Below are 14,926 nucleotides of genomic sequence, written 5' to 3' on the forward strand. Positions count from 1 at the left end.
TCTCAGCCAATGGGTGGTGCATCGCCGGAAAACCAGAGCGGGGCGTCGCCCTCACTCCACTGTGAATTTTTGGCCATCACGGACTGAAACAAGTCGCTGGCAAGGAAAGCGTCGAGCCAGGCAATCAAGTTGGGCCAAGGCTGTGTGTCAAACCATGGCCGGTCGATATACGCGAATTGCCGGACAAAGGGCAGAAGGGCCAGATCGGCGAGCGTCGGGCGGTCTCCGAACAGCCAGGTGCGCCCCTTCAATTGCGCATCCAGCTTCATCAGGTGTTCCGACGCTCTGGCGCGTTCAGCAGCATGGTCTGCTTCCGGATACCGGGTGGCATATTTCGTGCGGTCCAGGGCCTGCTTGAACGGGCCGTCATTCTCTTCGAGAAGGTCCCACCCAACCTGGGGCATGTCCAGCAACCTTTGCGGATCGTTCTGGCGTAAAGCCCAGATCATGATGTCCAGACTATCGTCTAATACACGGTCGTCAAGACGCAGAGACGGGACGGTGCCACTGGGCGACGTTTCCAGAAAAGCCGGAGGTTTGTCCCGCAGCACGACCTCTCGCAATTCGACCTTCTGACCGGCGCTGACAAGCGCCAGGCGCGCCCTGATGGCATATGGGCAGCGCCGGAATGACCAAAGAACAGGATGATGGGTCATAGAGTTGCTTAGCTCGCAACCGGCCAGATCGTCAAATCAAGCAGTAACACCGACCCCCACATAGGTTTCAAATCCCGACCCCAATACCATTTTGGGCGAGTAGATGTTGCGCAGATCGACCATACGAGCGGTTTTCATGGCCTCGGCCATATCGTTCAGGTTCAGCGCGCGGAATTCGTTCCATTCGGTCAGCAATACCACTACATCGGCATCTTTGGTTGCGGCATAGGGGTCATCCATCCAATGGACGCCCGGCAACAAAGCCTCGCCCTCGGCCTGTCCTTGTGGATCAACGACGCGCACTTGGGCACCACCACCGATCAGAGCCGGAACGATTGTCAAAGACGGCGCATCGCGCATATCGTCGGTATTGGGTTTGAAGGTCACCCCCAGCACCGCAATCGTTTTGCCGTTGAACCTATCATCGCAGGCCTCACGGATTTTCTCGACCATACGGGCTTTGACGCTGTCATTTACTCGGATGACGGTTTCAGTGATCTGCATGGGATAGGCGTAGTCCTGGCCGATCCGAGCCAGGGCCGCGGTGTCCTTGGGGAAACACGATCCGCCATAGCCGGGGCCCGCGTGCAAGAATTTGTTGCCGATCCGACCATCCAGCCCGATGCCGCGCGAGACCTCTTTTACGTCTCCACCAACCCGTTCGCACAGGCCCGCGATCTCGTTGATAAAGGTGATCTTTGTCGCCAGAAACGCGTTGGCGGCATATTTGATCATCTCGGCGCTTTCAACATCCGTGGTCAGGATCGGGAAGTCGCGAAGGTAGAGGGGCCGGTAAATCTCGGCCATCACCTCGGCAGCACGTTCGCTTTCCACACCGACGACAACTCGGTCAGGCCGCATGAAGTCATCAATCGCAGCGCCCTCGCGCAGGAATTCGGGGTTCGATGCCACGTCGAATTCGGCATCCGGGTTGGCCTTTGATACTACCTCATGGACCTGACGGTTCGTGCCGACCGGCACTGTCGATTTGGTCACCACTACCGTGTAGTCCTTGATTGCATGCGCAATTTCCTCAGCCGCCGCCATCACATATGTCAGGTCTGCGTGACCATCACCGCGCCGGGTGGGCGTGCCGACCGCTATGAAAACCGCATCGGCCCCATCTACGGCGGACTTCAGATCGGTGGTGAAACTCAGGCGCCCGGCGGCTACGTTCTTGGCCATGAGGACATCCAGCCCCGGTTCGTAGATCGGAACTTCGCCAGCTTGCAACATCTCGATCTTTTGTTCGGATTTGTCGACACAGATCACGTCATGTCCAAAATCGGAAAAGCAGACCCCGGAAACCAGGCCGACATAACCGGTGCCAATCATCGCAATGCGCATTTTTTAAATTCCTTTCTGTTGCCAGCTTTGGTAGCGGCGGGTGCCCCAACAGAACACTCTGCGGGGCAAGCTTTGGGCTGTGCAAGTCGCACAGCTTTGTTGGCGACCGAATATGCGGGTCGCGGGGTGTAATTCAAGCGGATTTGTCAGGTGTAGGACATCCTTGAAGAATTCACCTCGTGGCGTTGCGGGGCCAGGTGCGGTTGAACTGGTTGCCCATTGCGGTGCAACAAGGGTAAGGAAGGCAGCGGACGCAGGCCCGAACACGCTTTTTGCGCCTGCAACAGTGGCACATCGCGGAGCAAAACCCTTGCAGACATTGGAAGAAAGAGTCCGGCGCAAACGGGTACGCAATCGGCTTTTGATCCTGCTTTCTCCGGTCTTGTTGCTACTGTCCCCGGTTTTGGTTCCGATCTACTTTCTGTGGTTCCGAAAGAAGGGTGGGCGAAAACCCGCTCGGATACGTCAAATGGGTGCGGTCGCAGGCACGCTGAGCACAGTTAAACCGGAGCAGCCGAACCCATCCGAAGAAGCGCGCATTGACGCGCTGGCCAACACATTTGCCTTGTGCCGCGTGATCGGTAATGACCTTGTTCCCCGCCACACAGCCGGGCAATCCCTCAGGAATGTCGCATTCATTCTGGAAAACGAGCCACAGTTTGAAAATTGCACCAAGCTTTGGATTCTCAACCGCATTTTTGACTCGGAGAACGAAAATCAACTGATCGCTCTTCTGGAAGAGCATGGCCAGATCTTCGAACGTATCCCCTTTGACGCGACTGAATTTCAGCGGATTGGTTACGATTTTTCGACCTTTGATGACCCGATGGTCTTTGTCGATGGCGCCGTAGAAGGTGAAGTAGACGACGCCAAGTCACGGATGGTCGCTCAGGCATACCGGCTTAAGAACAACTACGTGATGAACAATAACGGTGCCCGGAATGCGGCGTTAGAGCTATGTATCCGACATGCGAAATGGGCATTGCCATTTGATGGAAACTGCTTCTTCACGCAGTCCGCCTGGGATGAGCTGACGTCCGATATTTTGTCGCAAGGGAACAAAAGGTACTTCACCGTTCCGATGGCGCGTATCCATGACAATGCGGACCTGTTTACGGATCAATCGAAACCTGAGGCCGTGGAAGAACCGCAACTTGCTTTTCGATGCGACGCGCCGCTGCGTTTCGACGAAGCGCACCCCTATGGTCGGCGCCCCAAGGTCGAGCTGTTCTTGCATCTGGGCATTCCAGGGCCCTGGCAGAAGTGGCCGCTTTTGCCGTTTGACCTGCCGCCGCGCAAGGTCAGTCCGGAAGGATATCGGGTCGGCACAGCAGGTTGGGTCGCACGTTTGTTTTCAGGCAAAGCGCAGCTAGAGGTGACCGGTCAGCAAGGTGTCGTCGTACGTGGCTCGGCCAGAAACGATGCAATCCGGGCTACTTTGAATATGCTGGAAGCGCAGGAGATGGCGCAGCTTTCTGCGCCAGGGAAACCGATATTCTATGCGAAGGATCGGATTAGGGCGCTGACTGATATGCCAGACCATCCGGATCACCTCGCCATTCTGTCCACAGCGGATGACGCCCTGCAACGCGGTCCGTTTTCGGTAACGGACAAGCCGGAACCGGGCCCTGGCGGAGATTTGCATGACTATTTCCACCCTGCGCCCTATTGGTGGCCGAACCCAAAGAAAAAGGATGGTCTTCCTTACGTTCGGCAAGACGGCCAGCGCGTCCCTGGAACTCAACTCTATGAACCTGAAAGTGACCGCTACGACCGGACCCGGTTGCAGAGGGTGTTTGACGACACGACGTCTTTGGCACTGGCTGCGCGATTGAGTGGGGATCGGCGGTACTCAGACCATGCCCAGAATTTGGTTCACACCTGGTTCATCAATCCGGACACGAAAATGAATCCGCATCTCTATTATGCGCAGGTTCGGCGCGGGCACGCGCAAAACAGGGGTCTTTGCCACGGGCTGATCGAAACCAAGGACCTCTACTATTTTTTCGATGCCCTGCGGATGTTGGACAACCCAACGCTTAAAGATGGCGTGAAAGACTGGAGCCGCGAGTTTTTTGATTGGTTCCGGACCAGCGACCAAGGCATTGAGGAAAGTCGGGCAGCCAATAACCACGGTACTTGCTTTGATCTGCAAGCAGCGGCTTTGGCTGCCTTCCTGGGTGACGTTGAGGCGTTGCAGGACATTAACCTAAGGGCCCAAGCCAGACTTTTGGGCACAATTACGCCTGATGGCGCGCAGCCGCACGAAATGAAGCGCACTCTGACACAGCACTATTGCGCATTTAATCTGCAGAGCTGGATCAACCTGTTCGATCTTCTGGAAGGCACTGGCCTGAAGCCTTGGAGCAGCGCTGCCGCCGAACGACTGTTGTGTGCGATACGCCGTGTGCTGGCCGAGTCGTCGCAAGGTTGGTCGCACGCCCAAATCGAGCCGTTTGAAGCCGCTCGTTTGGTTCCCTTGGACTATGCGCTTCAAAATCGCGGTGGTGAGTCCATTCTACAAACCGACGACGCACCGGCATGCTTCTTTCCTCATGACGGAATTCCACCGTTTTGGCGTCTGACGCGCGGGCTTGCACGGGCCTAAGCCGGCAATTTTGGCCGCCCATACCGTCGGGTGGCCGTCGAGGACAAAGCCAAGGTCTCAAGTTCTGACATTCTGGTGTTGCAACTCGGGCGATCATCTGGATGATCAGTGCCATGAAGATCGAACAATTCGATCAGCCGCAAGAGAATTGCGGTCACAAAATAAATGGGGAGACTAAAATGTCATTGAAATCAATGATGCTGGCGGCCAGTGCGATCGCTCTGGTCGCGACCAGCGCATCCGCGGAGACCTTGAGGTGGGCCCGTGCCGGGGACTCGTTGACGCTGGATCCGCACGCACAGAATGAGGGGCCGACCTCGGCCTTTGCGCACCAGATTATGGAAACGCTGGTGATGCGCGATCATTCCGGCGCGCTGGTTCCGTCTTTGGCCACCGAATGGGGACCATCCGAAGACAACCCAAATGTTTGGGTGTTTAAACTGCGCGAAGGCGTGACCTTCCATGACGGGGCAGAGTTCGACAGCGAAGACGTTCTGTTCTCGCTCAACCGCGCGATGACACCGGACTCTGATTACAAAGAACTGTTGGCCTCGGTCAAAGAGGTGCGCGCGCCGGATAAATACACGATCGAGATTGAAACCGACGGTCCGAACCCGATCATGCCCAACAACCTGACCAACATGTTCATGATGGACAAAGGCTGGGCCGAGGCGAACAATGCGGTGAAGGTTCAGGACTATGAGGGGGGCGAAGATACGTTTGCGGCCAAGAATGCCAACGGCACTGGCCCTTACAAGCTGGTCAGCCGCGAGCCGGACGTGAAAACTGTTCTGACCGCCAACGAGAACTATTGGGGCAAAGATGAGTTCCCGCTTCAGGTGACCGAGATCATCTATACCCCGATCCAGAATGCTGCGACCCGTGTGGCGGCGCTGTTGTCCGGCGAAGTGGACTTCATTCAGGACGTTCCGGTTCAGGATCTTGCCCGCGTGGCTGGCACTGATGGGCTGGACGTACGAACCGCGCCTCAGAACCGGGTGATTTTCTTCGGGATGAACCTGGGTGACGCCGATCTGGCTTCGGACAGCGTTGATGGCGCGAACCCGTTGGCCGATGTGCGTGTGCGTCAAGCGATGTCCAAGGCGATCAACCGTGATGCGATCAAGCAGATCGTGATGCGCGGACAGTCCGCCCCTGCGGGGATGATCGCTCCGCCCTTCGTAAATGGCTGGGATGAGGGCATGGATGCGTCCTCGACCACCGATATTGAAGGCGCCAAGGCTTTGATGGCCGAGGCAGGGTATCCGGATGGCTTCTCGTTGACACTGAACTGCCCGAATGACCGCTACATCAACGATGAAGCGATCTGCCAGGCGGCGGTGGGTATGCTCGCCCAAATCGGGATCACTGTGAATCTGGACGCGAAGCCGAAGGCGCAACACTTCCCGCTGCTGTCGAACCTCGAGACCGATTTCTACATGCTGGGCTGGGGTGTGCCAACCTACGATTCGGAATACATCTTCAACTTCCTGGTCCATACCAAGGGTGAGAAATACGGTTCGTGGAACGCAACCCGCTACAGCAACCCGGATCTGGACGCCAAAATTCAAGCTCTGGCATCCGAGACGGATTTGCCCGCGCGTGATCAGCAGATCGCCGAGATTTGGCAGGTGGTTCAGGATGATCAACTGTACATCCCGATCCACCACCAGGTGTTGAACTGGGGCATGAAGTCTGGCGTTGGCACTATTGTCGAGCCAGAAGATTCGCCCAAGATCAAATACTTCGAGATGAACTAAGGAATCATATCGTAATCAGGGCAGGGCGCGACCTCGCGCCCTGTTTTTTATTTGTGCTAGCGGTAACGGTCCTGTGATCTCAACGTGAGAATTCCTTTACCTGACCGCAAAAAAGCACCAAGCTTCGGTCAACAAACAGGGAGTATTGTCATGATCCTCAGGAACAGCGCCATCGGCCTGACCATGTTGCTTGCCAGCACGGCACAGGCCGCCGAGTTCAAATGGGCCTCGACCACCGACCCGCAAACGATGGACCCGCACGCGGTCAATTCGGCACCCGTGCTTGGGTTTCTTAACAACGTTTACGAAGGTCTGGTTCGTCGCGGCAAAGACATGACCGTCGAACCCGCATTGGCCGTGAGTTGGGAGCCGATTGGAGACGGCGACGGCTGGCGCTTCAACCTGCGCGAAGGTGTGACGTTCCACGATGGCAGCGAATTCAACGCGCAGGACGTACTGTTCAGTTACCAACGCGCCTCAGGTGAGGCATCCGATACACGCAGCTGGTTTGCCCCGGTGAGCGATGTGATCGTGGTCGATGATTACACTATCGATATCATGACCTCAGCGCCCAACCCTTTGTTCCCATCGTCGATCGCCAACTGGATGATCATGGATCAGGGTTGGACCGAGGCGAATGATGCGGTCGTGCCTGACAAAGAGTCCGGCAACTATGCGACAATCAATGCCAACGGTACAGGCGCGTTCAAGGTGACCGCCCGTGAGCCGGGATTGAAGACTGTTCTGGAACCGCACGAAGGCTGGTGGGGCGAGGTTGAGCACAACGTGACCCGCGCCGAGTTCAACCCGATCCAGAACCCGGCCACCGCCGTTGCGGCGCTATTGTCAGGTGAAGTGGATATGATCAACCCGGTTCCGATTCAGGACGTCGCGCGCTTGAAAGAAAGCGGGGATGTGGACGTCATTCAAGGGATTGAGGCACGCGTGATTATGCTGGGATTCGACCACGAATCCGAGACATTGAAGTACACAGACGATGCGGGCAAACCGAACCCGTTCCGTGACGCGCGGGTGCGTGAAGCGGTCGCCAAAGCGGTGAATGTCGATGCCATTCTGGCCACCATCATGCGTGGCAATGCCGAGGCCGCTTCACAACTCGTCAGCCCGGCGATGAGCGGTTATTCGGCGGCAAATGCGGATCGCCCGGCCTTTGATGTCGACGGCGCGAAAGCGTTGCTGGCCGACGCGGGTTACGGCGATGGGTTCTCCTTTGGCCTGAAATGTCCCAATGACCGCTACCTGAATGACGAGGCGGTCTGTCAGGCCGTTGTCAGCATGTTGGCCCAGATTGGGGTCACGGCGGAACTCGACGCCATGCCGGTGCGCAACTACTGGCCGGAACTGCGTGAAGACAATTACGACATGTATCTGCTGGGGTGGAGCCCAGGCACTTTCGACGCTGAACACCCGGTGCGTTTCCTCGTGGCCACTCCGAACGAAGAAAAGAAGCTGGGCAGTTGGAACTTCGGCGGGTTTTCAAACGCACGTGTAGATGAACTGCTGCCGATGATTCAATCCGAACTGGACGCCGCGAAACGCCAGGCCATGCTGGATGAGGTCACGCAAATCTATCAGGACGAGCATGTCTATGTGCCGATGTACGTGCAGCCGCTTGTCTGGGGTACACGCAGCAACGTCGAGCTGACCCAACGCCCCGACAACTTCTTCATCCTGCGCTGGGTGACGGTGAACTGACCTCATGGGCGTGATGATAGGCGGAGTCTACCATGTGGAAGACCCCGCGCCAGACACGACGCTTGACGGTGAATTTCGCCGTCAGGCGTCTACCATCCGCAACAACCTGCCGGACGGGCCGTTTGAGGCCGGACGGTTTCACCTCTATGCCGCCTGGAATTGCCCATGGGCGCATCGGGTATTGCTGACCCGCGCGGTTAAAGGGCTGGAGAACGTGATCACCGTCGCCTACGCCCGTCCGCGCCGAACACCGGATGGCTGGGTTTATGACGAAAGCGGCGCGTTTTCAGACCCTCTGTTTGGAGCCTCAGCGCTTCATCAGGTCTATTCCAAGGTTGATCCGTCCTACACGGGGCGGATCACCGTGCCCTTGTTGTGGGATCGGTTGGAAAACCGCGCCGTGTCCAACGAATCTGCGGATTTGGTTCGGATGCTGGGATCGCTTGAAGGCTATGGCCCAAACCTCGCGCCGCCAGACAAACTGGATCAGATCGACGATTGGAACGCGAAGATTTATCCGCGCCTGAACAATGGCGTCTACCGTGCGGGGTTTGCCCGGACGCAAGAGGCTTATGAGGCCGGGTTTCACGATGTCTTCTCGATGCTGGACGAGATTGAAACGCATTTGGCCACAAACCGGTATCTCTGTGGAGACACTCTCACCGAGGCCGATCTTCGCCTTTTCCCAACGCTGGCACGGTTCGATGTGGCCTACCACTATGCCTTCCGCTGCAATCTGCGACGGCTGATCGACTATCCAAACCTCTGGGGCTATGCGCGAGACCTCTATTCGCGTCCGGACATCGCGCAGACGGTGAAGTTTGACATCTACAAGGCCGGGTATTTCTCGCCATCGGAACTGCGCAACCCGCTGGGCATCGTGCCCCTTGGGCCAGACGTCGATTGGAGCGTTCCGCATGACAGACACGAACTGACCGCCGCGGCATCTTGACCATCTCCCAAGCCCATGCGTAGACAGGCAGATCAACGGGGAAGCTAAATGTTCGCATATATCGTCCGAAGGATGTTCCAATCCGTGATCGTGCTGCTGGTCGTGGGTTTGGTCGCGTTTTCGATGTTCCGATTTGTTGGCGATCCAATCGACAACATGTTGGGGCAGGAGCGGACTCAGGCCGATATCGACCGGTTGCGGACTGAGCTTGGGCTGGATCAGCCATTCCCGGTTCAGTACTTCAAATTCCTTCAAGGCGCTGTGCAGGGAAACTTTGGTGTCTCGTACAGACAGGGCCGCCCGGTTTCGACAATCATTGTCGAACGTGCTCCAGCGACATTGGAGCTGGCATTTGTCTCGGGCTTTTTGGCAATCACCATGGGGATCGCCTTGGGCGTTTTCACCGCGATCCGACGACAAGGGATCGCGGCGAACGTGATCATGACGGTCAGTCTAATAGGGGTCTCGCTACCAACTTTCCTGATCGGGATATTGCTGATCTACATCTTCTCGGTCGAACTGGACCTCCTCCCTAGCTTTGGGAGGGGCGAGACCGTTATGATTGGCAATTGGTCCACGGGGTTCTTGACCGCCTCGGGGCTGAAAGCGCTGATCCTGCCGGCGATCACGCTGGGGCTTTATCAAATGACGCTGATCATGCGACTGGTCCGATCCGAAATGCTGGAGGTGATGCGCGCTGATTATGTCCGCTTTGCCCGCGCCCGCGGGCTGTCAGACCGCGTGATCAACTTCCGCCATGCGCTGAAAAACACGCTGGTGCCAGTCATCACCATTACCGGTCTGCAGTTGGGGTCGATCATTGCATTCGCCATCATCACCGAGACTGTGTTCCAGTGGCCCGGCGTGGGCCTTCTGTTCATCAACGCGATCCAATTCGTCGATATTCCCGTCATGGCCGCATATCTCATGCTGATCTCAGTCATGTTCGTGACGATCAACCTGATTGTCGACCTTCTATATTATGCCATTGACCCGCGCCTGCGTGTCGACGCGAGGGCCACATGACCGATACTCTCGAAACCTCCAAAGCGCCCGAAAAATCGCGCTTCGCCAAGTTCTGGGACAGCGATTTTGCGTGGTCATTTCGGCACTCGCCCGTCGCTATCACTGCTTCACTTGTCGTGGTTATCCTTGTGCTGGCCGCTGTCTTTGCGCCTTTGATTGCGCCGTATAATCCGTTCGACCCAGCAACGCTGAACCTGATGAACGGCTTTACGCCGCCCGGTACGCCGAACGCGTTCACACAGGAAACATTTCTGTTGGGCACCGATGATCAGGGCAGGGACGTATTCTCGACCATTCTATACGGGATGCGGATTTCGCTGTTTGTCGGCGCGGCTGCTGTATTGTTGGCGTTGATCATCGGCGTCGTTCTGGGGCTGGTCGCCGCCTATTTCGGCGGCTGGATCGAGACGCTGATCATGCGGATTGCCGATGTCCAACTGACCTTCCCGGCCATACTGGTCGCCATGCTGATTTTTGGGATCGCCAAGGGGGTCACGCCGCCGGAATACCGGGATGAGATGGCGATTTATGTGCTGATCATCGCAATTGCGCTGTCGGATTGGGTGCAGTTTGCGCGGGTTGTACGCGGCGCGGCTTTGGTTGAGAAAAACAAGGAATACGTTCAGGCCGCGCGCTTGATCGGGCGCGGGTCCTTCCCGATCATGTTCCGCCACATCCTGCCCAACGTCCTCAGCCCGGTTCTGGTGATCGCGACGATCTCACTGGCCTTGGCAATCATTGCAGAGGCGACGCTGAGTTTCCTTGGCGTTGGCGCCCCACCAACCCAACCTTCGCTGGGTACTCTGATCCGGATCGGGCAAGGGTTCCTGTTCTCGGGTGAGTGGTGGATCCTGTTCTTCCCGGCCTGCACCCTTCTGGCGCTGGCCTTATCAGTAAACCTGCTGGGCGACTGGCTGCGCGACGCGCTGAACCCCAAGCTGCGGTGATTTCATGAGCCTTTTGACGATCAATGACCTGACGGTCGAATTCCCGACCCGCCGCCAATTGTTCACCGCCGTCGATCACGTGGACCTGTCGGTGGAACCCGGAGAAATCCACGGGCTTGTGGGCGAATCCGGGGCTGGTAAATCCACAATTGGCGCGGCCATCATGGGGTTGCTTGACCGCCCTGGCCGCATCGCCAGCGGCACGATCAAGCTGAGTGGCGATCAGATCAGCGGTCTGGATGCCGAGGCGATGCGCGGGCTGCGTGGCAAAAAGATCTCGATGATCTTCCAAGACCCGCTGACCTCGTTGAACCCGCTATTCACCGTGCGCGAACAGCTTGTCGAGACGATTCAGGCGCATCTGGGCGGATCGGATGCCGAGGCTAACCAGCGCGCCCGTGATCTGATCGACCGGGTGGGTATCCCCGATCCCGACACGCGGCTGGATCAGTATCCGCACCAGTTTTCGGGCGGAATGCGCCAACGCGTAGTGATCGCTCTGGCGCTTTGCACGGAACCCGACGTGATCATCGCGGACGAACCAACCACGGCGCTGGATGTATCCGTTCAGGCGCAGATTCTGGACCTGATCAAGGAGCTTGCCACAGAACGGCAGGTAGGGGTCATCCTGATCACCCACGATATGGGCGTGATCGCCGACACGACTGACAAGGTGACCGTGATGTATGCAGGCAAAGTGGTCGAGAGCGGCCCGACGTCTCAGGTCATGGGCCAGCCAAGCCACGAATACACCAAGTCTCTGATTGCTGCCGTGCCGCGCCCGACGCTCAAGCTGCACCGTTTCCCTCAGATTAGCTATGGCGGGCGCGAGACGCGGTTCGCGATTGAAGACATGGCCCGTCATTGGCCCAAGGTGGACAATGACACCAGCAAACCCATTTTCGAAATTCGGGACCTGACCAAGAAATTCCTGCAAAAACGGGGCCTGCTGCCGTGGGACCGCACCTATTTCACTGCCGTTGACAATGTCAGCTTCGATATCCGCGCAGGAGAGGTTTTTGGGGTCGTAGGCGAATCCGGTTCTGGCAAATCGACCGTCGCACGAATGATTGCGGGGCTGTACCCCGTCGATGGAGGAACCATCAGCTTTCAGGGTCAGGTCGTGAGTGACCTGACAAACAAAGCCGCGTTGGATGCTTATCGCAAAAACATCCAGATGATCTTTCAGGATCCATATTCCTCGCTCAATCCGCGGATGCGGGTAGACGACATCGTCGCCGAACCGATCCGTCATCACCGTCTGATGGACGGCGAGGATATCAAGCGCCGCGTGGATGAACTGTTGGATCAGGTGGGTCTGGGCCATGAGGCGGGGATGAAATACCCGCATGAATTCTCGGGCGGGCAACGTCAGCGCATCTCAATCGCGCGGGCCTTGGCGACGCAGCCTCGGTTTCTGATCTGTGACGAACCGACAAGTGCGCTGGACGTGTCCATTCAGGCTCAGATCCTGAATATCCTGAAGGATTTGCAGGAACATTTGGGCCTGACACTGCTTTTTATCAGTCACGACCTGCCGGTGGTGCGTCAGATGTGCGACCGGGTGGCGGTGATGAAGCAGGGCAAGGTCGTCGAGTTGCAGGAAACCAATGATCTGTTCACCAATCCCACGACAGATTACACCCGCGAGCTTCTACGCCTGATGCCCAAATTGGATGACCTGTCGACCGAAGGGCTAGGGCCTGAGGACTAGCATACCGAACTCTGTCACACAGCCTGATCGGACAACGTCCGGAAATCATCCGCCAGCCAAGAATATTGCGCGGTCGTTGGCCCAGTCACATGTCGGCGGATCAGGCTCAGCAACGTTCGATGGATCATCCGGGATGTTGTTTCAGGATACACGTCTGTGGTGAACAAAGACACCGTGCGGGCAAAGCTTTTGCCCGGGAACGGCAAGATGCGTGTGTCATCGTGGAAACGCCCGGCCTGATGATAACTGGCAGCGGTCGTGATCGTCCATCCGCTGTTCTCGGCCACAAGGCCAATCAGGGATTGGTTGCCTTCCAGTTCGAACCGATTGGGCAGCGATATTTTGCTGCGCGTCAGTTGGATTTCAATCAGCTTACCTATCGTGTGATCGCGCGAATAGCGTAAAAACGGCAGTGAACTACGAGCGCTCAGCAAGTTTTCAACGGCTTCATCGTAGGCCTTTGGCAGAATGATGATAAAGGGATCACGCATCAAAGGGTATTCGATCAAACCCGTGATCCTTTCGGCTGGGCGTGTTGCCACTCCGGCATCCAGTTTATGGGTTTGCAGCTTTTCAACGATCTCGTGGCTCGGCCGGGTAAAGTGACGAAAGCTGCATCGCGGCAGGTTGGCAGCAAGCAAACGGAACAGTTCCGGTACGATCTGGTTATCGAAATCGTCAATCAAACCCAGCCGCAGGTCGGTCGCATGTTGCCATGTGCCGGAACGCAGTTCAGCCTCGCCGCGTTGAAGCGCCAGCAGCCCCTCTTGCACATAGCGCGCAAACACTGTCCCGGCGGGTGTCAATTGCATGGGTCTGCGGCTGTGATCAACCAGTTCAACCTCAAGCGCCGCCTCCAGACTGCGCAGGTGGTTAGAAACTGTGCTGATCGACAATCCGGTCTCAGCCGCGACCTTCTGAATGGAGCCGAGCTTGGAGATAAGCTGAAAGACATCGAGCCATTTCAAACTGAGTGATTTATTGGTCACTTTCGGCCTTTTGTACGATGAACCTTGCCCGATGATCGAAACAAAGTTTCGCTTTTTTCGCAACTAAGAAATTGTTTCACTGTTTTTGGACCCGCCGTCTATGGTTTTGGGACTGATCCGAAGTTCGGAAGACTCAGAACAATCGAACAAACGAGACCAGCAGGGAGAAAATAGACAAAATGATCAAGAAACAACTGCTTTCGACAGCATTTGCCGGTGTGGCTGCTTTGACTGCTTCGCAGGCGGCGGCACTGGATGAACTGACCGTTGCGTATTTCCTGGAATGGCCGATGCCGTTCCAATATGCCAAGGCCAATGGCACCTATGAAGAAGAGCTGGGTGTCAAAATCAACTGGGTGTCGTTTGACACAGGTACGGCAATGTCCGCGGCCATGGCCTCGGGCGACGTACAGATTGCGGTCAGCCAGGGTGTGCCGCCTTTCGTTGTGACAACTTCGGCAGGACAGGACATCCAGATCGTCGACGTGGCCGTCAGCTATTCGGACAACGACAACTGCGTTGTCGCCGAAGCGCTTGAAATCGACAAGTCAAACGCCGGAGAGCTGAATGGTAAGAAGGTCGGTGTTCCGATCGGTACGGCGGCGCACTACGGCTTCCTGTCCCAGATGGGCCATTTCGGCGTTGACGTCGGATCGATGGAAATTGTGGATATGGCGCCCGCGGATGGTGCGGCGGCCTTTGCACAAGGCAACCTCGACATGGTTTGCGGCTGGGGCGGTGCTCTGCGTCGGATGGTCGAACACGGTAACATCCTTCTGACCGGTGCTGAGAAAGAAGAACTCGGCATCCTCGTCTTCGACGTGACCAGCGCGCCGTCGAGCTTCATCCAAGAAGAGCCTGAATTGCTGTCCAAATTCCTGAAAGTGACCGCAGATGCCAACGCGAAATGGAACGCTGGCGACAGCAAGGATGAAATGCTGCCCGTGATCGCCAAGGACGCGGGTATGGACCCGGCAGATGCCGAGGCCACCATCGCCACGTTCACCTTCCCGTCGGTCGACGAGCAGCTGTCTGACAAGTGGCTGGGCGGCGGTGCGCAGGAATTCATGAAGGGCGTTGCAAACGTCTTTGTTTCTGCCGGAAGCATCGAGTCCGCACTGGATTCATACGATGGTGCAGTGAACGCTGCGCCGCTGACTGCAGCCAGCAACTGATTACGACCGTAATCAAACTAATGACCGGCCCCGTGG

At 56.9% G+C, this 14,926-nt stretch carries 11 protein-coding genes; 8 read left to right on the forward strand and 3 right to left on the reverse strand.

Annotation, left to right across the window (positions count from 1 at the left end; genetic code table 11):
• Window positions 1–2: 2 nt before the first annotated feature.
• Together ACR0CR_RS16900 and ACR0CR_RS16905 are read right to left on the reverse strand one after the other, a co-directional pair.
• Window positions 3–656 (reverse strand): glutathione S-transferase, encoded by a 654-nt coding sequence (locus ACR0CR_RS16900; RefSeq protein WP_480601322.1) that lies wholly within the window; start codon window positions 654–656, stop codon window positions 3–5.
• Window positions 657–692: 36 nt separating this feature from the next.
• The gene (locus ACR0CR_RS16905) at window positions 693–2,003 is read right to left on the reverse strand and encodes a UDP-glucose dehydrogenase family protein (protein ID WP_480601324.1); all 1,311 of its coding nucleotides are present in this window, start codon (window positions 2,001–2,003) and stop codon (window positions 693–695) included.
• Window positions 2,004–2,166: 163 nt separating this feature from the next.
• Here ACR0CR_RS16905 and ACR0CR_RS16910 point away from each other — a divergent pair, with 163 nt between their 5' ends.
• The 7 genes from ACR0CR_RS16910 (at window position 2,167) to ACR0CR_RS16940 (ending at window position 12,726) form a co-directional block, all read left to right on the forward strand.
• On the forward strand, window positions 2,167–4,611 hold the full coding sequence (locus tag ACR0CR_RS16910) for an alginate lyase family protein (protein ID WP_480601326.1): 2,445 nt from the start codon (window positions 2,167–2,169) through the stop codon (window positions 4,609–4,611).
• Between the two features lie 179 nt (window positions 4,612–4,790).
• Window positions 4,791–6,371 carry an ABC transporter substrate-binding protein gene (locus ACR0CR_RS16915; protein WP_480601328.1) on the forward strand — a complete coding sequence of 527 codons (1,581 nt, stop codon included), beginning with the start codon at window positions 4,791–4,793 and terminating at the stop codon, window positions 6,369–6,371.
• A gap of 150 nt (window positions 6,372–6,521) precedes the next feature.
• Entirely contained in the window at window positions 6,522–8,087 is a 1,566-nt protein-coding gene (locus ACR0CR_RS16920) for an ABC transporter substrate-binding protein (protein ID WP_480601330.1), read from the forward strand.
• Window positions 8,088–8,091: 4 nt separating this feature from the next.
• Window positions 8,092–9,039: a glutathione S-transferase family protein gene (locus ACR0CR_RS16925; protein ID WP_480601332.1), complete on the forward strand. Its 948-nt coding sequence runs from the start codon at window positions 8,092–8,094 to the stop codon at window positions 9,037–9,039.
• Between the two features lie 48 nt (window positions 9,040–9,087).
• A complete protein-coding gene (locus ACR0CR_RS16930) occupies window positions 9,088–10,065 on the forward strand; it encodes an ABC transporter permease (RefSeq protein ID WP_480601334.1) in 978 nt (325 codons plus the stop codon).
• Entirely contained in the window at window positions 10,062–11,012 is a 951-nt protein-coding gene (locus ACR0CR_RS16935; protein WP_480601336.1) for an ABC transporter permease, read from the forward strand. Before ACR0CR_RS16930 ends, ACR0CR_RS16935 begins: the two co-directional genes overlap by 4 nt.
• A 4-nt stretch (window positions 11,013–11,016) precedes the next feature.
• The gene (locus ACR0CR_RS16940; protein ID WP_480601338.1) at window positions 11,017–12,726 is read left to right on the forward strand and encodes an ABC transporter ATP-binding protein; all 1,710 of its coding nucleotides are present in this window, start codon (window positions 11,017–11,019) and stop codon (window positions 12,724–12,726) included.
• Window positions 12,727–12,740: 14 nt separating this feature from the next.
• On the opposite strand, the gene ACR0CR_RS16945 is transcribed toward ACR0CR_RS16940, so the two are convergent.
• The gene (locus ACR0CR_RS16945) at window positions 12,741–13,715 is read right to left on the reverse strand and encodes a LysR family transcriptional regulator (protein ID WP_480601340.1); all 975 of its coding nucleotides are present in this window, start codon (window positions 13,713–13,715) and stop codon (window positions 12,741–12,743) included.
• Between the two features lie 179 nt (window positions 13,716–13,894).
• Between ACR0CR_RS16945 and ACR0CR_RS16950 the strand changes: the two genes are divergently transcribed.
• On the forward strand, window positions 13,895–14,890 hold the full coding sequence (locus tag ACR0CR_RS16950; RefSeq protein ID WP_480601342.1) for a taurine ABC transporter substrate-binding protein: 996 nt from the start codon (window positions 13,895–13,897) through the stop codon (window positions 14,888–14,890).
• Window positions 14,891–14,926 lie beyond the last annotated feature (36 nt).

The organism is Ruegeria sp. AM2 (assembly GCF_056540685.1).

Bases quoted from the DNA above. Each gene is read 5' to 3' on its own strand.
- ACR0CR_RS16900 (WP_480601322.1), bottom strand. From the start codon at position 656: ATGACCCATCATCCTGTTCTTTGGTCATTCCGGCGCTGCCCATATGCC.
- ACR0CR_RS16905 (WP_480601324.1), bottom strand. From the start codon at position 2,003: ATGCGCATTGCGATGATTGGCACCGGTTATGTCGGCCTGGTTTCCGGG.
- ACR0CR_RS16915 (WP_480601328.1), top strand. From the start codon at position 4,791: ATGTCATTGAAATCAATGATGCTGGCGGCCAGTGCGATCGCTCTGGTC.
- ACR0CR_RS16920 (WP_480601330.1), top strand. From the start codon at position 6,522: ATGATCCTCAGGAACAGCGCCATCGGCCTGACCATGTTGCTTGCCAGC.
- ACR0CR_RS16925 (WP_480601332.1), top strand. From the start codon at position 8,092: ATGGGCGTGATGATAGGCGGAGTCTACCATGTGGAAGACCCCGCGCCA.
- ACR0CR_RS16930 (WP_480601334.1), top strand. From the start codon at position 9,088: ATGTTCGCATATATCGTCCGAAGGATGTTCCAATCCGTGATCGTGCTG.
- ACR0CR_RS16935 (WP_480601336.1), top strand. From the start codon at position 10,062: ATGACCGATACTCTCGAAACCTCCAAAGCGCCCGAAAAATCGCGCTTC.
- ACR0CR_RS16940 (WP_480601338.1), top strand. From the start codon at position 11,017: ATGAGCCTTTTGACGATCAATGACCTGACGGTCGAATTCCCGACCCGC.
- ACR0CR_RS16950 (WP_480601342.1), top strand. From the start codon at position 13,895: ATGATCAAGAAACAACTGCTTTCGACAGCATTTGCCGGTGTGGCTGCT.